We start from the raw sequence: 24,219 nt of genomic DNA on the forward strand, positions 1-24,219 counted from the left end.
TCACACTCGGTGGGCAGGTCAGTGGCGCGGCTGCTGGCCGGTGGCGAGCAATGGCCGCAGCAGGGCACTGAGGCTCGCCGTGGGCGCCGGGCCGTCCGGGTCGGGCGCGGACGACACCGCACCGGCCGCCCTGATCACCGGGTCGGTCCCGGCCGCCGGGGCGGGTGGTACGGCCCGGTCGGTGAGCCGGGCCGCGAGGTCGGCCATGGTGCGGGACCGCATCACCAGCGAGGGGTCGACGGTCGTCCCGCTGAGCCGCTCGATGGCGCTGGTCAGGTCGGCGATGACCAACGAGTCCAGCCCCAGGTCGGGCAGGGGGCGCTCACCCGGGTCCTCACCGAGCACGTCGACGAAGGCGTCCCGCACCAGCCGGTAGGCGACCCCCGGGTCGCCGTCCGACGGCGGACCGGCCGGTGCGGCGTCACCACCGGCGGAATCAGCCGGGGCGGGGTCGGCCGGTGCCCGGTCGGCCGGGGCGGGCTCGGGGTCCGCCGACGACGCGGGCCGGTGGGCGGCCTGCGGCGGCGGCGCGGAGACGGTGGTCGGCGGCGGTACGGCGCTGCCGGGGAACACCACGGCACCCCCGGTGAGCAGGTGCGCGTCGAAGCCGGCCAGCGCCTGGTCGAGGGTGATCGAGTGCCCGGCGGAGAACGACTCGTCCGCCGCCATGCCGATGCCGGACCAGTTCGGCCAGGCGTGCGCGGTCACCGTCGGGCCGTCGTCGCCGGCCTGCTCGGCCAGGGCCAACTGGTACGCGTTGGCCAGGGCGTAGTCCACCAGACCCCGGCCGGCGTCGGGCAGGGCACCGGCGATCGAGGAGACCAGGGCGACGTGGTCGGCGCCCTCGGTGCGGGCGAGCCGGATCACGTTGCGGGAGCCGGCGACCTTCGGGGCGGCCACCCGGGCCGCCTCCGACCACTGCCGACGACGCAGCGACCCGAACTGGTTGACCCCGCCGGAGCAGTGCACGATCCCGCGCAGTCGGCCCCACCGGTGGGTGAAGGACGCGGCCGCGGCGGTCAACGCGACCTGGTCGGCGACGTCGCACCGCTGGTAGTCCACCTCGGCTTCCGGGCGCAGCCCGCGCAGGAAGTCCTCGGCGGCCCCGTCGAGCGGCGATCGGCCGAGGATGCCGATGCGTCGGGCGCCGCGCGTCACCAGGTGCGTGACCAGTCGCCGGCCGACCGCGCCGAGGCCGCCGGTGACCAGGTGGTACCCGTCCCCGGCCAGGTCGGCGGGGGGACCCGGCCGGGCCGGGGACGGGGTCGGAACGTACCGGCTGCCACGGCGGTAGGCCACCACGGTGTCGGGGCCGGTGCGCAGCGCGGCGAACTCGGCGGCGACCTGCCGGGCGCGGATCTCGACCGGATCGGCCGGGTCGAGGTCGAGCACGGCGACGGTGAACCGGTTCTCGGCCGCGGCGGCGCGGACCGCGAACACCCGCGCGGCGGCCTCGGGGTCGAGTAGCGTCCGGTCCGCCTCGTCGACGGTGACCGACCGGTGTGCGACCCAGACCATCCTGCCCCGGGGCGCGACGGTGGCGGCGTAGGAGCGGAGCTGCTCCCAGAACCCGCGCAGGTCCGGTGCGGTGTCGGTGGACCCGGGGACGGCGTCGACCACCACCAGTGCGCGGGGGGTAACCCCGTCGGGGGCCAGGTCGGCACCCTTGGCGGCGAGCGCGGCGGAGACCGCACCGCCGAGGTCCGGGTCCGCCACGACCACCCGCACGGTGGCCCCGTACGCCGATGCGCCGGGCGGTGGGTCGGCGGGTCGCCACCGGGTGACCAGGGCCTCCGGTGCCGGCGTCGGGTTGCCGTAGTGGCCGCCGTCGGCGGGCCCGGGGTCCACCGGTGGGGTGTGCTCCGAGGGCAGGTCGACAGTGGTGACCGGGGCGGGTCCGGTCACCGTCGCGGCGGGGCGGGTGTGCCAGTAGCGGCCCCGGTCGAACGGGTAGGTGGGGAGCGCGACGCTCCGTGCGCCCGGCACGGACAGGGCGGCCCAGTCGATGTCGGCCCGGCCCTGCCGGACCTGGTCCACCACCGCCGCGTGCCGCTGCGCCGGGTCGGCGGGGAGCGGGTCGGCGGGCCGGTGGCAGTCGACGCGGGCGACCGGGATCCGGCCGTCGGCGACCGCCCGGAGCTGCTCGGCGATCACCTGCCCGGTGGGGCCGCTCACCGCGGTCTGGTAGTCGAGCGAGGAACGGCCCACGTTGGCGGTGTGACAGAGGTCGGCGGTGGCCCGGTCGTCGGGGGCGGCCGCGAAGGAGTCGGCGTAGGCGGCGGCGAGGCGGCGTACCGCGTCCTCGGTGGCGGCGGACACCTTCACCACGTACGACTGCTGCGGCAGGGGTTCCCGGGTGGCCGGGAGCGGGGCCTCCTCCACGATCACGTGGGCGTTCACCCCGCCCATGCCGAACGCGGACACCGCCGCCCGACGCGGCGCGCCCGCGACACGGGGCCACGGCACCGGCTTGTCCGCGACGAAGAACGGCGTGTCCTCGAACCGGATATGGTCATTCGGCCGCACCACATGCAACGTCGCCGGCACCACCTCGTGCTCCAACGACAACAACACCTTCACCAACCCGGCAAGACCCGCCGCCGGCTCCAAATGACCAATATTCGACTTGAGTGAACCAATCGCACAGAACTGCGTCCGCGACGTGAACCCCCGCCACGCCCGGGTGAGACCCTCCACCTCGATCGGATCGCCCAACGACGTCCCCGTCCCATGCGCCTCCATCATCCCGATCCCGTCGGGACCAACACCCGCATCCCGCAACGCCGCCACGATCACCTCCCGCTGCGCGGCACTACTCGGCACCGTCAACCCACTCGTCCGACCACCGTGATTCACCGCCGAACCCCGAATCACCCCCCGCACCCGATCCCCATCCCGCACCGCATCCACCAACGGCTTCACCACCACCGTCACCACACCCTCACCCGGCACGAACCCATCCGCCCCCGCATCGAACGCCCGCGACGCACCCGTCGGGGAGAGGGCCCGCAGGTTCCGCATCGCGGTGTAGTGCAGGGGGGACATCGCCAGTCGCACCCCGGCGACGATGGCCTGGTCGCACTCGCCGCTGCGGATGCTGCGTACGGCGGTGTGCAGAGCCACCAACGACGACGAACACAACGTGTCGATCGTCATGCTCGGCCCCGACAGATCCAGGAAATAGCTGACCCGGTTCGCCAGGAACGCGTTGTGGTTGCCCAGCCCGCTCGGTGCGTCCAGCTCCGGGGCGAGGTTGTAGTCCTTGTAGTGCTGGTAGCTGGCACCTACGAACACGCCTGTCGAGGCGGGCGTGGACAGCGGGGCGATCCCGGCGGACTCCAGTGCCTCCCACGCGGTGCGCAGCAGCCAGCGGACCTGCGGGTCGAGCACCTCGGCCTGCTTGGCGAAGAAGTCGAAGAACCGGGCGTCGAACTCGTCGATCGGGCCCAGGAAGCCGCCGATCGCGGCACCGTCGCCACCTCCCGCCCAGCGGAAGGCGGGCGCGGGGCCGATGCCGCTGCCCCCACGCGCCAGCAGGGACCAGAAGCCCTCCGGGTCGGTAGCACCGGGCAGCGCGCAGGCGATCCCGATGACGGCCAGGTCGCCCCGGTCGCCGCCGTCCGGCCCGGCGGGCGGCTGGTCCCGGGCGGCGGAGGCAGTCGGGGCGGGCTGGTCGGTGCTGGCATGGATGTCGTCGGCGGTGGCCCCGGCCGCCGCCGGGGCGTCCCCGGGCGCGGAAACGGCCGGGGCGTCCCCTGGCCCGGAACCGGCCGGGGCACCCGTCGTCGGCGGGGTCTGCTCGGGCAGCACGGACGCCACCACGGCGGCCAGCGCGCGGCAGTCGGGCGCCTGCAACACCTCCACCGGGCTCAGCGTCACCCCGAGGCGTTCCTGGAGGTCGGCGGCGACCATGGTGGCGAGCATCGAGTCGATGCCGGTCGCGGCGAGCGAACCGGTCGCGGTGACGTCCGGGTCCCGCAGCACCGTGCGGACCACCTCGACGACGGTCTCCTCGACGGCGAAGGCGGTCACCGGCTGACGCCCGGCCGTGGCCGCCGCACCCACCGTCGGGGAAACGTCCGCCGGCTGGTCGGGGTCGCCGGTCGGGGCGGCGACCGGCCGGTAGACCACGTCGGTGAGGGAGACCAGGACCCGGCCGGCGGTGTCCAGCAGCACGACGTCGGCCCGACGGCTGCCGTCGGGATCCTGACCGGTGAGCCGCAGCCGCACGTACCGGGTGTCGACCGGGTCCGCCCAGCGCACCGCCCGGCCGATCGACACCGGCAGGTAGGTCAGCGCGGAGGCGGCCGGATCGGCCAGGGTCAGGACCGCCATGCTCTGCAGCGCCGCATCGAGCGCGGCCACCGCGCGCACCGCCGGGTCGGCGTCGGCGTGGTCGACCCGGACGAGCACCCCGGTCGGGCCGTACGCGATGTGGCCGACGACCCGCAGCGCCGCGCCGAAGTCGACCCGCTTCGCCGCGAACCACGCGTACAGGCCGGCCGGGTCGAGTGTGCGGGGGTGGGCGGCGTACTCCCGGTCCACCGGCAGCGGCGCGGGGGGCGGTCCCTGCGGCCGGACCGCGCCGGTGGTGAGATGGCCGATGACCTGGCCGCCGTAGCGGAACGTCACCGTGTTGCCGGCGGTCGTGTCCACGGTGAGCCGGTGGTGCCCGGTGCCCCGGGCGGTGAAGGCCAGCCGTTCCAGGACGGCGGCGGTGGCGAACCCCCTGGTGACGAGGAGCGCCGCCGGCACCGTCTGCCGGCCGAAGACCCGGTGGGCGTCCAGCAGCCGGTCGAGCCCGGGTTCCCGGTGCCCGGCGGCCGGGTCCGGGGCGACCGCCGGGAGCGGTGTCGACGGACCGGGGACCGGCCGGGCGGACGCCCGGTCGGCGCGGTCCCGGAACGGGTAGGGCGGCAGGGCGAGCCGGCGCGGGCGGGCACCGTCGTACAACGGTCGCCAGTCGACGTCCCGGCCGGCGACGTACCAGCCGGCCAGCGCGGTGAGCAGCCCACCGTCGGGGGTACGCAGCTCGGCGGCGATCCGCTCGGCGGGCCACGGCAGGTGGCGCGCCAACCGTTCGGCGAGGTCCGGCCCGACCGGCACCGGGTCACCGGCGAGCACCGTGTCGCCGCGCAGCACCGTGCCCGGCAGCTCGGGCCCGAGGCGCAGCGCCCGGCGCAGGCCCGCGCCGAGGGCCGCCCCGGTCGCCCCGAGCACGGCGACCCGGTACGGCAGGTGGACCCGCCCCACCGAGGCCGAGAAGCACAGTGCCCCGACGTCGACCGCGTCGTCCGCCTCGATCATCCGCCGTACGTCGGCGACCCGCCGGGTCAGCAGCTCGGGAGTGTGCGCCGACAACACCAGCAGGTGTTCGCGCGCCGGCCCGTCGGCGGGCCGGGCGGCCGGGGCGGGGGTGTACTCCTCGACGACGACGTGGGCATTCGTTCCGCCCATGCCGAAGGCGCTGATACCGGCCCGGCGCGGCCCGGTGGCCCGCCACGGCTGCGGTGCGGTCGGGATGGCCAGCCGGCCCGGGGGCAGGGTGATGTGCGCGCCGAGCGTCGCGAACCCGGCCAGCGGCGGGATCTCACCGTGTTCGAGGCAGAGCAGCACCTTGGCGAGGCCGGCCAGGCCGCTCGCCGGTTCCAGGTGGCCGATGTTCGCCTTGACCGAGCCGAGCTGGCATGGTTCGGGCCGGTCGCCGTCGAAAACCTCGGCCAGGGCGGCGATCTCGATCGGGTCACCGAGCCGGGTGGCCGTGCCGTGCGTCTCGACCAGGGAGATGTCGGCCGGGGTGAGCGCGGCGTCGGCCAGCGCGGCCCGGATCACCGCGACCTGCGACTCGCTGCGCGGTACGGGCAGGGCGCTGCCCCGTCCGCCGTGGTTGACCGCCGCGCCCCGGATCACCGCGTGGACGCGGTCACCGTCGCGTTCGGCGTCGTCGAGTCGTTTCAGCATGACGGCCACCGCGCCCTCACCGGGCACGAAGCCGTCGGCCCGGTCGTCGAACGGCCGGGGCCGGGTCGGCGACAGTGCGCCGAGCTGGCTGAGGCTGCGGTAGTACCAGGGCGTCAGGCCGACGTGGCAGGCGGCGACGATGGCCGCGCCGCACTGCCCGGTACGCAGGCTGACCACCGCCTGCTGGAGGGCGACCAGGGACGACGAGCAGAGCGTGTCGACGGTCTGCGAGGGGCCGGTGAGGTCCAGCGCGTAGGAGATCCGGTTGGCCAGGACGGCGTTCATCGAGCCCAGGGCGGTGTGCGGGCCGACGGCCGCCAGTCCCTGCGCGTCGCGGTGATGGGTGTAGGTGGCCCCCACGAACACGCCGATGTCCCGCCGGCCGGCGAGCCCGCTGTCGTCCACCACCGACCAGGCGTGCTCCAGCAGCAGCTTCTGCTGCGGGTCCATCTCCTCGGCCTCCCGCACGGCGATGCCGAAGAACTTCGAGTCGAAGCGGTCGATCCCGGCGATGAACGCGCCGCTGCGGCAGTAGGTGCCCGTCATGTCGGGGCCGCGCTGCTGGTAGTGGTCGTCGATGTTCCAGCGTTCCGCCGGGATCTCGGTGAAGGCGTCGGTGCCGGCGCGCAGCATCGGCCACAGGTCGGCCAGGTCGCGTCCGCCGGGCAGGTCGCCGGAGACGGCCACCACGGCGATGTCGCCGGCCCGCCGTTGCGCCGGCCCGGTGGCGGGAGCCGGTGCCGCGGCGGGGCCCGGCACGGTCGCGGAGACCGGGCCCGGCACGGACAGCGGTGCCGACACCGTTGCCGGCGTGGCCTGCGGCGTCGGCGGGGACGCCGGTTCGACCGGCGCGGCGGCATCGGTCGGGGAGGCGGCATCGGCCGGGGAGGGCCCGGCGGGGGCCGGCGGGGACGCCGCGGTGGCCGGTGCCGGCTGCGGGGCGGGTGGCCGGGCGCCGTACCGGGTGGCGAGCGCCCCGGCCAGCTCGGCGAAGTCGCCGTACTCCAGGAAGAGGGTGGCCGGGAGGGCGACCGCCCACCGCCGGGACAGCTCCTCGGCCAGCTCGACGCTCAGGATCGAGTTGATGCCGTAGTCGGTCAGCGGGGCGGTCCGGTCGAGGTCGCCGAGGCCCAGCCGCTCCGCGAGGAAGTCGGCGAGCCCGTCCTCGGTGCGCCCGTCGTCGGTGTCGGCGCTGCCGGACGAACCGCCCGGGGACGCACCCGGCCCGGCGGCGGTCGGTGCCGGGTGGGCGGGGGCCGGTGACGCGGGGGCCGGGCGGGCGGAAGGCGTGCCGGCACCCGGCGTCTCCCCCGTGCCGGCGGACCCGCCGGCCGGTGCGGCGTCGGGGTGGGCGATGACGACCTGCCGGACGTCGTCGCGCAGGACGGTCATCAACGCGTCGAGCGCCTCGACGGTGCCCAGCGGCCGGACGCCGCGACGCCTGAGCTGTTCGGCGACGGCGGTGCCCATGCCCACCTCACCCCACAGCCCCCAGTCCACACTGGTCCACGGGTTGCCCCGGGCGTGGGCGAACGCGTCGAGGTAGGCGTTGGCGGCGGCGTACCCGCCCTGGCCGAGGTTGCCGAAGGTGCCGGAGACCGAGGCGAACAGCACGGCGAAGTCCAGCGTGGTGCCGGCGACGGCGGCGGCCAGCTCGTGCGCGCCGTCGACCTTCGGGCGCAGCACCTCGGCCACGTCCCCGGCGGTGGTGCCGCGCAGCAGGCCGTCCTTCAGCGCGCCGGCGGCGTGCACCACGCCGTGCAGGTCACCGAAGCGGTGGCGGATCTCCCGTACCACCTCGGCCAGGGCGCCGGGTGCGCCGACGTCGGCGGCGAACGAGACCACCCGGCAGCCGTACGACTCGATGCCGGCCAGGACGGTCCCGTCGGTGCCGGTGCCGCCGGAGCGGCTGACCAGGGCGACCAGGCCGGCGCCGTCGGTGGCGAAGCGGCGGGCCACCGCCAGGCCCAGTCCGCCGTGACCGCCGAGGATCAGGTACCGGCCGCCCGGCCGGACCGGCGGCCGGCCACCGTCGGACGCGCCCAGGGGCACGCGGACCGGCACGTGCCGTACCCCGGCGCGGTAGCCGGTCTCCACCGGCCCCCCGTCGCCCAACTCGGCCGGCAGGGCGGCGGCCGAGGCGGGGTCGAGGTCGACGAGGCGGGGCCGCAGCCCCGGGTACTCGACGGCGGCGGTGCGGACGAGGCCCCACAGCGCGGCGCGGGCCGGCACCGGGGTGTCGCCGTCGGCCACCGGTTGGCCGCGTTCCGTGCCGACCAGGAAGTGCCCGGAGCGCTGCCGCTGGCCGAGGGTCTTCAGGGCGGCGAGGCAGGTGTAGAGGCCCAGGCGCAGTTCGGTGGCTTCCGGTCGGGTCGGGCCGGTGTTCCACAGGTGCACCACCCCGGCGACCGGGTCCGTCAGCTCCGCCCAGAGCTGCTGGAACGCCGGCTCGTCGGGCTCCGGGACGACCCGCTGGTCGGCCCCGAGGCCCGACGCCGGTGGCTCGGGCAGCACCTCGACGACCCGGGCCCCATCGGCGCGCAGGGCCCGTACGATGGCCGCTCCCGGGCCGTCCCGCTCGCCGTGGTGCAGGACCACCCAGGTGCCGGCCGCCGGCCCTGCGGGGGCGGGGGCGGCGGCTGGGGCCCAGTCGATCCGGGTAAGCAGCTGCCCGGTCGCCGGTGCGGGGGGCGCGGCCGGCAACCGGCGCATCCGTACCCCGGTGAGTTCGGCGACGACCCGGCCGGCGGCGTCGACCAGGATGGCGTCCGCGACGGACCAGGCGTCCCGCACGGCGGTACGGCGTACCCGCACGGTCACTCCGGTGCTGAGCGGGGACAGCTCGGTGTGCAGGGCGAGGCGGGCCACCCCGATCGGCAGCATCGGCCCCGGCGGGTCGCCACCGGTGAGGTCCTGGAGGGCGCAGCTGACCACCTGGAAGACGCCGTCGATCAGCAGCGGGTGGGAGTACCACGGCAGTGGCTGGGCCACCGTCTCCAGGGTCGCCTCGGCGGTGCCCGTGCCGACGGCGAGCCGGCGTACGGTGCGGAAGTCCGGCCCGTAGACCAGGCCGGCGGCCGACCAGCCGGCGTAGACGCGTTCCGGCGGGACGGGCACCGGGCAGCTCACCGCCCAGGCGGCCGGCGGGTGGGTGTCCGACGGGATCGGTCCACCCGACCCGGTGGAGACCGTCTGGCGGCCCCCGGGGGTCACCGCGCCCAGCTCGAACCGGGCCCGCTCCCCCAGGGTCACGTCGAGGCGGCCGGTGACCTGCTCGCCGTCGGCGACCGTGAACGGCCTGACGAAGGCGACGTCGACGAGTTCGAGTGGGCGGAACGCCCGGCGTTGGGCGACCCCCAGCAGGGCCATCTCCAGTTGCACGGCGGCGGGCAGGATGCCGAGACCGCCGGAGCGGTGCTGGGCGATGAACGGCTCGTGGGTGGCGAAGGTCTTCTCGTAGGTTTCGACCCGGTACGTCACGGTCCCTCGCTCAGTGCTCGTAGTGACGGTCGAACAACGGGTGGCCGACTGCCCCGTCACCCGCTGCGGGTACGGAAGCCTCCGGCTCCGGTCGACGCCGCGCGGCGGAACCGGGGAACCGGGGTGCGCTCAGCTCCCGGCGCTCGAAGGGGTAGGTGGGGATGGTGGTGGTGCGGTGTCCCTTCCCGTGGTGGATTCCGGCCCAGTCGAGGTCGCCGTGGCCCTGGTTGTAGAACGACGTGATGGCCGTGTGGAGCTGGGTCTGGTCGTCGTGGTCGCGGCGCAGCGTCGGCAGCCAGGTCAGGTCGGTGTCGGTGAGGGTCGCCCGCGCCAGACCGGTCAACACCGGATGCGCGCCGATCTCCCAGAAGACCCGTCCGCCGGCCGCATAGGCCGCTTCGACCGCCTGAGCGAACCGCACCGGTCGGCGGATCGCCGAACCCCACACCTGGCCGTCGGCCACCGACCGGGCGTCATGCCAACCACCCGTCACCGTGGAGGCGAACCCGATCCGTGGCGGTGACGCCATCGCCTGCCCGAACGCCTGGGCGAACGGGTCCACCGCCCCGGCCATCGCCGCCGAGTGGAACGCGTGGCTGACCGTCAACCGCTGCGTCCGCAATCCCGACCCGGCACCGAACGCCTCCACCGCCCCGGCCGGGCCGGAGATCGTCACACTGCGCGGGGCGTTGAACGCCGCGATCTCCACCCCCGGAAACGACGGCAACACCGCCTCCACCGACGCCGCGTCGGCGAACACCACCGCCATCGCCCCGTCTGCGGGTTGCGCCTGCATCAACCCACCCCGCACCACCGCCAACCGCAACAACTCCCCCAACCCGAAAACCCCCGCCGCCCACGCAGCCGTCAACTCCCCCACACTGTGACCCACCACCAACCCCGGCCGAACACCCCACGACTCCAACAACCGCACCAACCCCACCTGCACCGCCACAATCCCCACCTGCGCAAACCGCGTCTGTACCAACTCGTCGCCCCGGTCCCCGAACACCACCTCCCGCAACGGCACGTCCCCACCCGACGCCACCAGCTCGGCGCACTCGTCGAACGCCGCCCGGAACACCGGCTCGGTCGCGTACAAACCCGCAGCCATCCCCGGGTACTGCGAACCCTGGCCCGAGAACAGGAACACCGACGACGGCGGCTGATTCGACAACCGGGCCACCGGCCGGTCCCCACCCGCGACCGCATTCAATCCGGCGGCCAACTCCGACCCGTCAGAACCCTGGACCGCCACCCGGAACCGATGCGACGCACGACCCACATTCGCCGTGAAACCCACATCACCCAGCACCGACGAATCCACCCCAGACAACAGTCGCGCATACCCGTCCGCGAGCCGACGCACCCCGTCCTCACTCGCTGCGGACACCTTCACCACATACGACTGCTGCGGCACGACCTCCCGGACAGCCGGGAGCGGCGCCTCCTCCACGATCACGTGGGCGTTCACCCCACCCATCCCGAACGCCGACACCGCCGCCCGACGCGGCACACCCGCCACCCGAGGCCACGACACCGGCTTGTCCGCCACAAAGAACGGCGAGTCCTCAAACCGGATATGGTCATTCGGCCGCACCACATGCAACGTCGCCGGCACCACCCCACGCTCCAACGACAACAACACCTTCACCAACCCGGCAAGACCCGCCGCCGGCTCCAAATGACCAATATTCGACTTCAACGAACCAATCGCACAGAACTGCGTCCGCGACGTAAACCCACGCCACGCCCGCGTCAAACCCTCCACCTCGATCGGATCACCCAACGACGTCCCCGTCCCATGCGCCTCCACCATCCCGATCCCGTCGGGACCAACCCCCGCATCCCGCAACGCCGCCACAATCACCTCCCGCTGCGCAGCACTACTCGGCACCGTCAACCCACTCGTCCGACCACCGTGATTCACCGCCGAACCCCGAATCACCCCCCGCACCCGATCCCCATCCCGCACCGCATCCACCAACGGCTTCACCACCACCGTCACCACACCCTCACCCGGCACGAACCCATCCGCCCCCGCATCGAACGCCCGCGACGCACCCGTCGCGGAGAACGAGCGCAGGCGGGAGCCGAGCTGGAAGTACTGCGGGGACATGGCCAGGTGGACTCCGGCGACGATGGCCTGGTCGCATTCGCCGTTACGGATGCTGCGCACGGCGGTGTGCAGAGCCACCAACGACGACGAACACAACGTGTCGATCGTCATGCTCGGCCCCGACAGATCCAGGAAATAACTCACCCGGTTCGCCAGGATGGCGTTGTGGTTGCCCAGCCCGGCGGCGGTCTGCACCACGTCCCCGACGACCATGTCCCGGTAGTGCTGGTAGCTCGCGCCGACGAACACGCCTGTCGACCGGCCGTCCGTACGGCCCGACAGGCCGGCGTCCTCCAGCGCGCGCCAGGCGGACTGGATGAGGTGGCGCTGCTGCGGGTCGATCCACTGGGCCTCGGCCGGTGAGATCCGGAAGAACGGCGCGTCGAAGTCGGTCAGGTCGTCGACGAAGCCCGCCCGGCGCAGGTAGACGGTGCCGGGTTCGGCCGCGTCGGAGTAGTAGTCGTCGATGTCCCAGCGGGACTTCGGGACCTCGCGGAGGCAGTCCTCGCCCCTGGTGAGCACCTCCCACAGCTCGTCGAGGTTGCTGGCGTTGGGGAAGACGCCGTCGATGCCGACGATGGCGATGTCGTGCCGGTCCGGAGCCGTCGAGGTCGCCACCGCGACCGGTGTCACCGCAGCCGGTGCCACCGCAGCCGGTGCCACCGCAGCCGAACCCACCGGGTCCGGAGCCGGAGCGATCGGAGCCGGGACGGCCGGGGCGTAAGCCGGAGCCGCCGTCGCGGGCAGGTCGACCGGGGGCGCGTCGGCCGTCGGTGCGACAGGCACCCCGGCCGGCGAACCACCGCCCGGAACGGGTGGCACCGCGCCGGGCGTCGACGCGGCACCGGGTACGGCGGTGACGCCGTACGAGTCGCGCAGTTCCCGGGCGAGGTTCTCCACCGTCCCCACCTCGAGCAGCAGGGTGACCGGGATGTCCACGCCGAGCCGGGTGCGGATGTCCTGGGCCAGCGAGACGGCGAGCATCGAGTCGAGCCCCTGGGCCTCCAACGGGCGGTCCAGTTCGAGGGTCTCGACGTCGGTCTCAAGGCCCTCGGCGATCCACCGGGCCAGCGTCCGGCCGAGGTCGCCGGCACCGTTGACGGGCCGGGAGACGGCGGTTCCGTTGACCGGCAGGGGGGCTGCGGCGGTGGTGCCGGGTCCGGACGCGGCCGGGACCCGACCGTTGCCGTCGGCACCGTGGACCGGGGTGGACCCGGGCGGGGTGCCACGGTGCCCGGGGACGCCGGTCGGGGTGGTGCCGTCGAACCGGGCCCGGTCGTGCGCGCCCGTCCCGGTGGGCGGGGTGGGCGGCGGGGCCGGGGAGATCCGACGCCAGGTGACGCCCCGGGCGGTGAGCACCGGCCGGTCGCCGTCGAGCACCACCAGACTGGCGGTGAGCAGCCCGGCGTCGGGCGCGCTGCCCCGGTCCCGGCGGGCGTGCACGCGTACCTCACCGGTGAGCGGGCCCCACACGGTCAGCCGGGAGACGGTGAACGGCACGTAGAGGCCCTGCGCCCCGCAGGCGGCGAGGGCCACCTGGAACGCGCCGTCGAGTAGCCGGGCGTCTACCGGGCCGGCGTCGGGTCCGGCGTCGACCCGCAGGGTGCCGGTCGCCACACCGTCCGCCGTGGACAGTTGGCGTACGCAGCGGAAGCTCGGGCCGTACCGCAGGCCGTTGCGGTCGAAGTCGCGGTACATGCCGTCGAGGTCGACCGGGGTGAGCCCGACGGTGGCGGCCGGTGGGGTGAGCGTCGGATCGGCCGGTTCGGGGTCGGCCACCTCCAGGTCGCAGACCACGGCGGTGGTGCCGTCGCGGAAGGTGACCCGGCTGCCGTGCCGCTCCGCGGTGAGCGTCGCCGGCGGCCGTACGGTGGCCCGGAAGGTGAGGTCCCGCAGGGTGAAGGCGTCCCGGCCGAGCAGCTCGGCGACCTTGCCGGGGTAGCCGGAGCCGGGCAGTGTCGGGTCGCCCAGCACCACGTGTTCCCGGGCCTCCGGGTGCTCGGTCCACGACCCGGGTGGGGTGGTCGCCGGCACACCGGCCGCCGGGAGCCGCCCCGCCGTCGACGCGGGCGTCAGCCACAGGTGCTTCTCCTCGTGCGGGGCGGTGGGGAAGCGCACCGGGGCGCGTTCCTCGGCCACCAGGCCGTCGCCGGCCACGAAGCGGCGGGCCGCCGTGTCGAGGGCGTCGCGTCCCGGCGCATCGCCCAACGGGGGCAGGGTCCGCCCCGACGGGGTGGGGACGATCCCGGTGTAGAGGTTCCGGGTGCCCTCGGCGCGGGCGAGGAACAGCATCAGCTTGTCGTCGAGCTGTTCGACGGTGTCCACCACGCAGGCGAGCCGGTACGTCGCCGCCGGCCGCTGCCGGCTGGCCACGCAGATCCAGCCCAGCGGCGGGCAGTACGGCGATCTCAGCAGGTGCACGAGCCGGTCGGCGAGGGTACGCAGCCCCTCCTCGGAGCCCGCCGAGAGGGTGAGCAGGCCGGTGCCGGTCCGGGCGGGCACCCGGGTCGGCGACGGGGCCGCCGCGAGGACGGCGTGCGCGTTGACCCCGCCGAAGCCGAAGCTGCTGACCCCGGCGACCCGGGGCCCGGCCCACGGGACGAGCCGGTCCGGGACGAACAGCGGCGAGTTCTCGAAGCGGAACGCCCGGTTCGGGAAGGTGAGGTGGGCCGAGGGCGGAATCCGGTCCGCCTGCAGCGCGAGGATCGTCTTGATCAGGCCGGCGATCCCGGCCGCCGGTTCGAGGTGGCCGATGTTCGTCTTCACCGAGCCGACCGCCACCGTGCCGCGCCGCGCCGCGCCCAGGGCGGCCTGCAACGCCTCCAGCTCGATCAGGTCACCGAGCTGCGTGCCCGTGCCGTGCGCCTCGATGTAGCCGACCCCGTCCGCCTCGACGCCGGCCCGCCGCAGGGCGCTGCGGATCACCGCCTGCTGGGCGGTGCTGCTCGGCGCGGTCAGGAAGCCGGCGGCACCGGTGTGGTTCACCGCGGATCCGCGGACCACCGCGAGGACCGGGTCGCCGTCGCGTTCGGCGTCGACGAGCCGCTTGAGGACGACGACCCCGCAGCCCTCGCCGCGGACGTACCCGTCGGCGTCGTCGTCGAAGGTCCGGCACACCCCGGTCGGGGAGAGCATGCCGTTGCGCAGGAAGGACCGGGTCTTGGTGGGGGTCAGCACCAGGTTGGCCGCGCCGACGACGGCCGCGTCCACCTCCCCGGCACGCAGGTGCATGGCCGCCTGGTGCAGGGCGACCAGCGAGGACGAGCAGGCCGTGTCGACGGCGAAGCTCGGCCCCGACCAGTTGAAGGCGTGGGAGAGCCGGTTGGCGACCATCGACACCGCCGTGCCGGTGGCCACGTGCGGGTCGCCGGCCCCGATGCTGCCCGCCACCAGTTCGGGGAAGTCGCTGGCGATGGTGCCGACGAAGACGCCCGTGGCGGTGCCGAGGGAGGCGGCGGTGTGGCCGCAGCTCTCCAGGGCCTCGTCGGTGACGCTGAGCAGCAGCCGCTGCAACGGGTCCAGCCGTCGGGCCTCCCGGTCGGTGAGCTGGAACCGGGCGGCGTCGAAGTGCTCGACCCGGTCGACCCAGCCGGTCGGCACCTCGTCGGCGGCGGACCAGAGGTGGCCCCAGCCCCGGTGTCCGGTCGGCGCGTCGCCGACGCTGGACACCCCCTCGGCGAGGTTGGCCCAGAACTCGTCGGGGGTGGCCGCGCCGGGGAACCGGCAGGCCAACCCGATGACGGCGAGCGGCTCCTCGACGGTGTCGGGTGCCGGGGTCCCGGACGCGTCCGCCGGGGCGGGCCGGTGGGACGGGTCCTTTCGTACCGTGCCGGGTGCGGCCGGGTCACCGGTGGTGGTGGCCCGCGGTCCGCCGGTCGTACCGGCCGGGGCGGGGTGTGCCGGGTCCGGCGCGGCGTCGACGGTACGCTCGGCGGCCGTGTCGGTGGTGGCCGCGACGACCGCCTCGGCGGCAGCGACGACGGCCTGTTCGGGGGTCGCCCCGGTGGTGTCGGGCCGGGAGCGTGCGAGCGTGCCGGGCGCGGGCTGGAGCAGTTCGGCGAGCCGTTCGGGGGTGCCGGTGGCGAAGATGGCCGGTGGGCTCACCGCGACGCCGAACTCCTCGGTGAGCGCCAGCGCCGCGCGGGTGACGTTGGCCGAGTCCCCGCCGAGGTCGAAGAAGTTGTCGGTGACCAGGAACTCGTCGTGGCCGAGCACGGCGGCGAACACCCGCGCGATGCGCTGCTCCGGCGCGATGGTCGGCTCCGGCGCGGCGGCCGGTTCGGGGGTGGCTGCGGCGGCCGCCGGGGGCGCGGCGGGCGCGACGGAGGGGACGCCGGTGCGGATGATGCTGTGCCGGTCCGGCCGGGGCAGCCGGTTGCGGGCGATCTTGCCGTTGTCGGTCAACGGCATCGCGTCGAGCCGCACATAGGCGTCCGGCACCATGTACTCGGGCAGCCGCCCGCCGACGAAGGTGTCCAGCTCCGCCTTGACCAGGGTGCGCTCGCCGACGAGGTACGCGGTCAGCCGCGGTTCGCCCCGGCCCTCGAAGGCGACGGCGATGACGGCGGCGGCGGTGACGCCGGGGTACTCCGCCAGGACGCGTTCGATCTCGGCCGGTTCGATCCGGTTGCCCCGGACCTTGACCTGCGAGTCGGCCCGGCCCAGCCACTCGATCGCGCCGTCGGCGTGCCGCCGGACGGTGTCCCCGGTGCGGTAGAGCCGCTGACCGCTGACCGGGTGGGTGAGGAACACCTCGGCGGTCCGGTCCGGACGGTTGACATAGCCGCGGGCCAGGCCGACACCGGACAGGTACAGCTCGCCGGTGTCGGCGGGCTCCAGGTCGGCGTCGAGCACGTGCAGGGCGAGGTTGGGCAGCGGTTCGCCCAGCGGCAGGAACGCGCCGACCGACTCGACCCGGTGGGCCGACGCCCAGATCGTCGCCTCGGTGGGGCCGTAGAGGTTCCACAGGGCGCGGGCGGTGCCGTGCAGTTGCTGGGCGGTCGCCGGCACCAGGGCCTCGCCGCCGGACAGGACGGTGAGCCGGGACGTCGGCGTCCAGCCGGTCTCCAGCAGCAGCCGCCACATACTCGGGGTGGCCTGGGCGACGGTGACCTCGCCGATCAGGTCGGCGAGCCGGTGCGGGTCGCGGGCCACCGCCCGGGACGCCAGGGTCACGGTCGCGCCGACGGTCAGCGGCAACAGCAGTTCCAGCAGGGAGATGTCGAAGGCGACGGTGGTGTGCGCGAGCACGGTGTCGGTCCCCGTGACGTCGAGCCGTTCCCCGATGCCGGTCAGGAAGTTCGCCAGGGCGGCGTGCCCGATCTCCACCCCCTTCGGCTCCCCGGTCGACCCGCTGGTGAACAGCACGTAGGCGAGGTCCGCGCCGGTGACGGTGGGCGGCACGGCCAGCGCGGAGCCGTCCGGGCCGGGGATCGGCAGCACCGGCCCGACCGCCTCGCCGCACGCGAGGCTGTGTTCGTCGGCGAGGATCAGGTCGCACTCGGCGACCTGCGCGTAGCGGCGCAGCCGATCCACCGGGTAGTTCGGGTCGAGCGGTAGGAACGCCGCCCCGACCCGGAGGATGCCGAGCATGGCCGGGACCAGGTCGGGGCCGCGCTCGGTCAGCAGGCCGACGACGGACCCGGCGCCGAGCCCCTGGTCGTACAGGTGGGCGGCGATGGCGTCGGCCCAGGCGTCCAGTGTGGCGTAGTCGATCCGCCGGGCCCCGCTGCGGACCGCGACGGCGTCCGGGCGGGCGGCCACGGTCGCCGCGACCAGGTCCAGCACGGTGGGTACGGGGGCGGCGGGCTCCGGCGCGGGCTCCGGGTGCGCCGTGACGTCGGGCGGGCCGGCGGAATCGGTGGGGCCGGCGGCGAGCGGCTCGGTGGCCGGGGCGGGCGCGGACCCGTCGGTCGGGGCGGGCCCGGTCGTCGCCGACGCGCCGCCGTCGGCGGGGGCCGGTGCCGAGGCGGGGGCGGGCATCGGCGCGGCGGTGCCGAGGAGCATGGCCCCGAGGGCGAGGTCCTCGACCCGCTCGGCGAACTCCAGAGCCTCGTCGGCGGACATGGCGGTTTCGCGGACGAAGACCGTTGGCGGGCCGTCGTGCAGGCAGAGCAGGGCGATCTCGGTGTCCGGCTCGGTGGCCGCCTCGTCGTCGGGGTGCCGCTGGAGGACGGCGATCCGGGTGAAGGTCGGCCCGTCGGCGCCGACCGGGCGGTACGCCAGGCCGAGGCGTACCTCCAGGTCGGTGGCGTACCCGTGGCGGGCGGTCGCCTCGTCGAGCCGGGCGGCCAGTTCGTCGGCGGCGGCCGCGTCGAAACGGACCGGGACGCGGGCGACGGCGAGCCCGTGGGTCGCCTCGGCCAGCGCCGGTGCGGACGAGGCCGACCAGGCGAAGTCGAAGCTCGGCGCCTCCATCCGTTCGGCGAGGACGGCGAGGAAGGCGCGGATCACGGTGACCGTCTCGGCCCACGACCGGGGCAGGTACGCCAGCTCGTACCGGCCGTAGTGCGCGGACGCGGCGGAGAAGTCCTCGGCGGGCAGCGGCGCGGGCCGCAGGTCGGTCAGCCGGGCCTTCCACCAGGACTCGTGCCGGCGCAGTGGTCCCTGTGCCTCGGCGATCGCGGCCAGCCGCCCGGGGGGCGCGGCCGGCAGCGGCCGGCCCGGGGCGATGCCCAGCCGTTGGGCCACGGCCCGGCCGCTGAGTGCGCTGCCGTCGGTGGCCGTGAAGTCGCTCAGCAGCAGGTCGCCGTCGGGGGTGGACAGGGTGATCGCGGAGTCGGTCACGGCCGTCGTGACGGTCACCGACGGCGGGTCCTCGCGGGGGATGCGCCGGATCTGCCGGGTGAAAACCGCGCCCTGGGCGGTGACCAGGGCCGGCACCCCGAGCGGGTTGGGGAACGTGCCGTAGTCGAGGGCCTTGGCGATGCGTTCGGCCTCGACGGCGGAGGTGCCGGCGTGGATGAGCCCGCCGCCGGCGATCCGGTCGCGCTGGTGGTAGAAGCGGCGCCCACGGTCGGCGGTGTCGACCGGTTCGGGCAGTGCGCGCCGCAGCAGGTACGGGACGAGGTCGGCGAAGAGCGCGATGCCCACCTCGGCGGTCTCGTAGGTCAGGGACAGCGCGGTGGAGTGGGTGCGGACCGGGAACCACCGCTCCAGCAGCACGGGGCCGGCGTCGACCGCCTCGGTCATCCGGTGCCAGGTCGCGGCGTGCCGGCCCGCCCCCTCGTAGAGCGCCCAGGCGGCGACGTTGCTGCCGGAGTAGCGGGGCAGTGGACCGTCGTGGAAGTTGATCGCGGCGACCCGCGGCAGCGCCAGCACCGGGCCGGGCAGGATCCGGAAGTTGACGATGCTGAACAGGTAGTCGACCTCGGTGGCGGTGAGCGCGGCGGCGAGGTCGGCGTGCGGGTCGAGCACCGGGACGTCGTGCGCGTCCGCCCAGGCGGTGGCGACCGGTTCGGCGGTGAAGACGCCCTCGATCCGTACCCCGGACGCGACGAGCTGGTCGGCGCAGCGGGCCAGGACCCGGGTGCCGCCGATGAGGAAGCAGGTGACCACGGCCGTCATCCCTCGGTGTCGACGGGGTCGGCCGTCTCACGCGCCACCCAGGCGTCGATCTGGGAGACGACCTCCTCGTCCAGGGAGAGCTGGCCGGGCGACCAGAGCGGGTTGGACAGGCCGCGGTGGGTCCGCTCGCACATCTCCCAGTCCTCGTAGTTGGCCTTGTCCCAGAGCGCGAAGACGGCCTCGTGCGAGAAGTCGCTGCGGGCCGTCTCGGAGGGGTGGAACAGCCAGAAGTGCCGTACGTAGCAGGTGCTCGGGCTCTCCGGCCAGACCCACTGCATCATCACGTAGTCGGCGGTGAAGCCGAAGAGCAGGTTCGGCAGGATGGTGATCCAGTTGATCTTCTTGAGGTCGGCGTCCGGGACCAGCGGCATGGGTGCCCGGTCGCTGCGTCCGGTCATCGACACCGAGTTGTACTTGTCCCGGATGACCTGCCACGCGCCGACGATGTCGCCCTTGAGCTCGTAGGTGCCCGCGTCGTCGAAGTCGGTGATCCGGTGCAGGTCCTTGTGCGCCGTCGGGAAGTGCAGGCTCTCGTTGACGTTGTGCGCCACCAGCTTCCAGTTGGAGGCGACCGGGTAGTCCTTGGCCTGCACGCACTTCAGGTCGGCCAGCTCGTAGACCCGGGCGAACTCGCCGAACTCGCCGAGGGAGGCGTCGAGGTCGGGCGCGTCGTCGGAGAAGGTGATGAAGACGACCCCGAACCGGATCTCGGTACGCACCGGCAGCAGGCCGTTCTTCTCCTTGTCGAAGAAGTGGTCGAAGTACGTGCCGTTGAAGCTCTTGAGCTTGCCGTTGCGGTCGTAGACCCAGCAGTGGTAGATGCAGACGATGCTCTGCCGCTTGCCGGCGGCCTCCTCCACCAGCCGGTACCCCCGGTGGCGGCAGTAGTTGTGGTACGCCTGGATGCCGTTGTCGCCGTTGATGATCAGGATGGAGCCGGTGCCGATGGTCAGGGTCGCGTAGGAGCCCTTCTCGGTGAACCGGGAGACGTGGTCCACCGGCAGCCAGCGGCGGCGGTAGATCCGTTCCAGCTCCCGCTGGTGCTGCTCCTCGCCGGTGTAGAACGCGTGGGACCGGCCACGGCCGCCGGTGTCGTAGTACGGCCGTTGGTCGTCCTGTTGGCCGATGAGATCGAACATGCTGGACGCGCGCGTCATCTGCCTGCCTCCTCCGGGGGGATCAAGTGCCACGAACGGACGGCGGAGGACGGGGACGTCCTCCACCGTCGTGCCGCGCTGTCCCGCGCGGCCTCACGCCGATCAGGACGGTTCGTAGATCCGCTTGTGCTGGGGGACGCCGGCGTCGTCGTAGATCCGGTCCAGGTTGTCGGGGGCGAACAGCTCGTGCCCCTCGACCCCGCCGGCGATCATGCCGAGCATCTTGGTGGTCCACTCCCGGCTGGTGCTGATCGCGCCCAGCACCGCCTCCAGGTACGGGTCGAGGGTCAGCTCGGCCATCGCCGTGGTGTAGTCGTAGACCGGCGCGCTCTCCTCGTCGCGCACCTTGACGTAGTCGGCGAGGGCGTCGTCCATGGTCCGCTCGCCGGACAGCGCCTCGTGGATGCGGTCGGCGAGCAGCTCGCCGTGCAGGAAGGCGTCGGTCATGCCCCACCCGGTGATGGGGTCCTTGTGGTAGCCGGCGTCGCCCACCAGCGCCCAGCCGGGGCCGTGCGAACGGCGGTAGTAGTTGTCCGGGTAGCGCATCGGCCGCAGCGGTTCCTCGCGCCGGCCCTGCTCGCGTAGCTGCGCGCCCATCTCCGGCTCGACGTCGTCGAAGACGGCCAGGAAACGCGCCTCGGGGTCCTGACGGAACTCCTTGAGCTGCCGGCGGGTGCAGATGACGGCGACCATGTTGACGTCGCCGTTGGTCGGCCAGGTGCCGAACCACTGCTCGTGGAAGCCGGTCTTGTGGTGCAGGCCCCAGTCCAGGCCGCTGTAGTAGGAGTAGTAGGTGAATCCGGCGGCGGGCCGCACGTTGTACAGCTCCGCGCCGACCTTCCGGGCCACCGTCGAGTGGAAGCCGTCGGCGCCGACCACCACCGTGGACCGGAACTCCTGCTCCGGCCCGTCGCCCTCGCGACCCCGGATGCCGACCACCCGGCCGTCGGAGAAGACCAGGTCGGAGACGGTGAACTGCTCCAGGACCTCGACGCCGGCCCGGCGGGCCGCGTTGACCAGGATCTCGTCGAGCACGACCCGACGCGGGCAGTAGACGGCGTCGATCCCGTCGATCGGGTCGGCGAACCCGATCAACGGGATGCCGTGGTTGGCGTAGTTCATCGTCCGGATGGCCGGCGTCTTCGCGTCGATCACCTCGTCGAGCAGTCCCCACGCCTGGAGGCGGGACAGCCCGGCCTGGTGGATGTAGTGGGTCGACACCGCGTCGCTCGGAAAGGAGGAGCGATCGACCATCAGAACCCGGTGGCCCTGCCGGGCCAATAGCATTGCCACGGGCGAACCCGCGCAGCGTGCACCGACAACGATTACATCGAACATGGGCCTGCTCCGATCAGTCGTCAGCCCTGGAAAGCAACCGTCCAATGCGGATGTGGGATTGCCAAGAGAGTACGTTTCCACGTTCCTCATGGTCAATACGCGGGTTCGCCGGCGATGGTGAATGAGAACGCTAACAAGAAGGAAGTCCTGCTTGTGGACCATGCTCGAACTGGCAAAGTGTGACGTGGGTCACATGCATAAAGCAGCCTGAATGAAAGCTGAGAATTGCGCTGAGCTGGGATGATCACTTTCGGTTTACCAAATCACCCCGACCAATCACAGAATCGAGTTGGGGTGAACAGAACCGAAGCCACCCTCAGAAGCTGGAAATCCGGCGGTGCGCACACCTGGACCAATCGGTGGCGAGGCACCTCCAGGGCGGGCCAAACCCCCAAGAGGGGCAACGATCCCCCGTTAACACTTACCGCAACATTTCGGTCATGACCGCCCTGAACAGGAGATACGGCGGCTGTGATCGAAGTTGATCGATTAACATGCGGTCAACACCGCAATGGTGAACAACCCTGATGATTGCCTCCGGCAATCTCTGGCTCGCCATTTGGTTGCCTCGACGAATCGTTGCCCCGGGCGCTTTTCTCGGCGACGGGCGGCGAAGGGCGTCCCCCGGGACCGCACCACCCGACCACCCGCCGCCGTCCGAGCCGCGCCATCCGGAAACGCCGGCCCCTCCCCGTCGCGGAGAGCCGACAGTTTCGGTACCCATCGAGACAGTGGGAACGATTAGCCAAATACCTTTTCCGGTGGGTCGGCGGGAGGGTTTCGGGCACCGGAATCGTGGAAAGAACCGTCGGACCAGAAATGCCGACGCATGAGGGATCATCCGATACGGTGCGCAACATCGACGCGGAGAGAAACGGTCACCCGGGCATCGCTCCGGCCGACGCGGCCGGGTGACGACGCTTTTCCCGGTGCGGGGGAATCGCCTCTTTCGCGCGGACGTCACGTTGCGGTCGTCCGCTCACCGGGCTACACCGGTGGTCGGCCACACCGGCCCCCGAGCCGCCCGGCACACCAGGTCGGTCTACGTTCCCGCCCGCCCGGCGTGCCGATGTGCTCCGGCCCGCCGGGCCGCGCGGCGGGATCAGCGGGGTGCCATCCGGAGGGCACCGTCAAGGCGGATGACCTCGCCGTTGAGGTAGTCGTTGCCGATCAGGGAGAGCACGAGGGCGGCGTACTCCCCCGGATCGCCGAGGCCGCCCGGGAACGGCACCCCGGCGGCGAGGCCGGCCCGGTACTCCGACGACACGGTCTGCATCATCGGCGTCAGCATGATGCCGGGCGCGATGGTCATCACCCGGATGCCGTGCGGGGCGAGGTCACGGGCGGCCGGCAGGGTGAGCCCGACGATGCCGCCCTTGGACGACGCGTACGCCGCCTGGCCGACCTGGCCCTCGTAGGCCGCGACCGACGCGGTGTTGACGATCACGCCCCGCTGGCCGTGCCCGTCCGGGGCGGTCTCCGCGATCCGTTCCGCGGCGAGCGTCAGCACGGTGAAGGTGCCGATCAGGTTGACCCGGACGACGCGGGCGTACAGCTCGAGGTCGTGGACGCCGCGCCGGCCGAGAATCCGCTGCGACGGGGCGATGCCGGCGCAGTTCACCACCGTCCGCAGGGGATGGTCCCCGACGGCGGCCCGGTCGACCGCCGCACGGACCGCCGCCGGGTCGCAGACGTCGACGTCGACGAGGCGCACCCCGGCCGGCGCGTCACCGGCGGCGGCGATGGCCGACCCGAGATCGAAGCCGTGGACGGTGGTGCCCGCGCCGGCCAGCGCGGCGGCGGTGGCCGCGCCGAGGCCGGACGCGGCGCCGGTGACGATGGCGGCGGTACCTGCGAGTTCCATCCTGTGCTCCTTCGTGCCGGACCGGGTCACACGTCGGTGATACGCAGGCCCGCGTGGGCCCGGTAGCGCCGGTTGACCGAGATGAGGTTGGCGGTGAACGCCTCGACCTGGTGGGCGTTGCGCAGCCGCCCGCCGTAGACGCCCCGCACCCCGGGGATGGCGGCGGCGAGTTCCCGGACCAGGTCGGTGGCCTCGCGGTCGTCGCCGAGCACCAGGACGTCGGTGTCGACCGCGTCGAGCCCCGGGTCCTCCAGGAGCACGGCGGAGACATGGTGGAACGCCGCGACGACCCGGGACCCGGGAAGGAGCGCGGCGGCCTGCTGGGCGGCGGAGCCCTCCGCGACGGCCAGCGCGTAGGCGCCCTGCTTGTCGAAGCCCAGCGGGTTCACGCAGTCCACGACGATCTTCCCGGCCAGTGCCGGGGCGAGCGTGGTGAGCAGCTCGGCGTGCCCGTCCCAGGGCACCGCGACCACCACGATGTCGGCCTGCCCGGCGGCGTCGGCGTTCGACCCGCCCCGGACCCGGCCGGGCAGCGCGGCGGCCGTCCGTTCGGCCCGCTCGGCGTCCCGCGACCCGAGTACGACGTCCAGCCCGGCCGCCCCGAACCGCCGGGCGAGCCCCCGCCCCTGCGGCCCCGTCCCGCCGAGCACGCCGACGGTACGGCCCCGCAGCTCGTCACTCACACTCACGTGGATCTCCTTCTCGTCCCCCACCGCCCGCCCCGTGCAGTCCCG

At 73.8% G+C, this 24,219-nt stretch carries 6 protein-coding genes; all 6 read right to left on the reverse strand.

Annotation, left to right across the window (positions count from 1 at the left end):
* Window positions 1–18 precede the first annotated feature (18 nt).
* Window positions 19–9,441, reverse strand: coding sequence for an SDR family NAD(P)-dependent oxidoreductase (locus tag JQX11_RS20210; protein ID WP_204926528.1), 9,423 nt, complete (start codon window positions 9,439–9,441; stop codon window positions 19–21).
* Window positions 9,442–9,451: 10 nt separating this feature from the next.
* Window positions 9,452–19,126: a polyketide synthase gene (locus tag JQX11_RS20215; protein WP_204926529.1), complete on the reverse strand. Its 9,675-nt coding sequence runs from the start codon at window positions 19,124–19,126 to the stop codon at window positions 9,452–9,454.
* Window positions 19,123–20,283, reverse strand: coding sequence for an aromatic ring-hydroxylating oxygenase subunit alpha (locus JQX11_RS20220; RefSeq protein WP_204926530.1), 1,161 nt, complete (start codon window positions 20,281–20,283; stop codon window positions 19,123–19,125). The genes JQX11_RS20215 and JQX11_RS20220 overlap by 4 nt, the downstream gene beginning before the upstream one ends.
* Before the next feature lie 102 nt (window positions 20,284–20,385).
* Window positions 20,386–21,783, reverse strand: coding sequence for an NAD(P)/FAD-dependent oxidoreductase (locus JQX11_RS20225; protein ID WP_307826268.1), 1,398 nt, complete (start codon window positions 21,781–21,783; stop codon window positions 20,386–20,388).
* Window positions 21,784–22,723: 940 nt separating this feature from the next.
* Complete coding sequence (locus JQX11_RS20230) at window positions 22,724–23,485, reverse strand: SDR family NAD(P)-dependent oxidoreductase (protein ID WP_204926532.1); 762 nt, start codon at window positions 23,483–23,485, stop codon at window positions 22,724–22,726.
* A 26-nt stretch (window positions 23,486–23,511) separates the two neighbouring features.
* Window positions 23,512–24,174 carry an NADPH-dependent F420 reductase gene (npdG, locus tag JQX11_RS20235; RefSeq protein ID WP_307826269.1) on the reverse strand — a complete coding sequence of 221 codons (663 nt, stop codon included), beginning with the start codon at window positions 24,172–24,174 and terminating at the stop codon, window positions 23,512–23,514.
* Window positions 24,175–24,219: the final 45 nt, after the last annotated feature.

The organism is Micromonospora humida, from assembly GCF_016901255.1.
Classification (GTDB): Bacteria; Actinomycetota; Actinomycetes; order Mycobacteriales; family Micromonosporaceae; genus Micromonospora; species Micromonospora wenchangensis.

Excerpts from the sequence above, each read along its gene's own strand:
- JQX11_RS20215 (WP_204926529.1), bottom strand. The coding sequence starts at position 19,126 with ATGACGGCCGTGGTCACCTGCTTCCTCATCGGCGGCACCCGGGTCCTG.
- JQX11_RS20220 (WP_204926530.1), bottom strand. The coding sequence starts at position 20,283 with ATGACGCGCGCGTCCAGCATGTTCGATCTCATCGGCCAACAGGACGAC.
- JQX11_RS20225 (WP_307826268.1), bottom strand. The coding sequence starts at position 21,783 with ATGGTCCACAAGCAGGACTTCCTTCTTGTTAGCGTTCTCATTCACCAT.
- JQX11_RS20230 (WP_204926532.1), bottom strand. The coding sequence starts at position 23,485 with ATGGAACTCGCAGGTACCGCCGCCATCGTCACCGGCGCCGCGTCCGGC.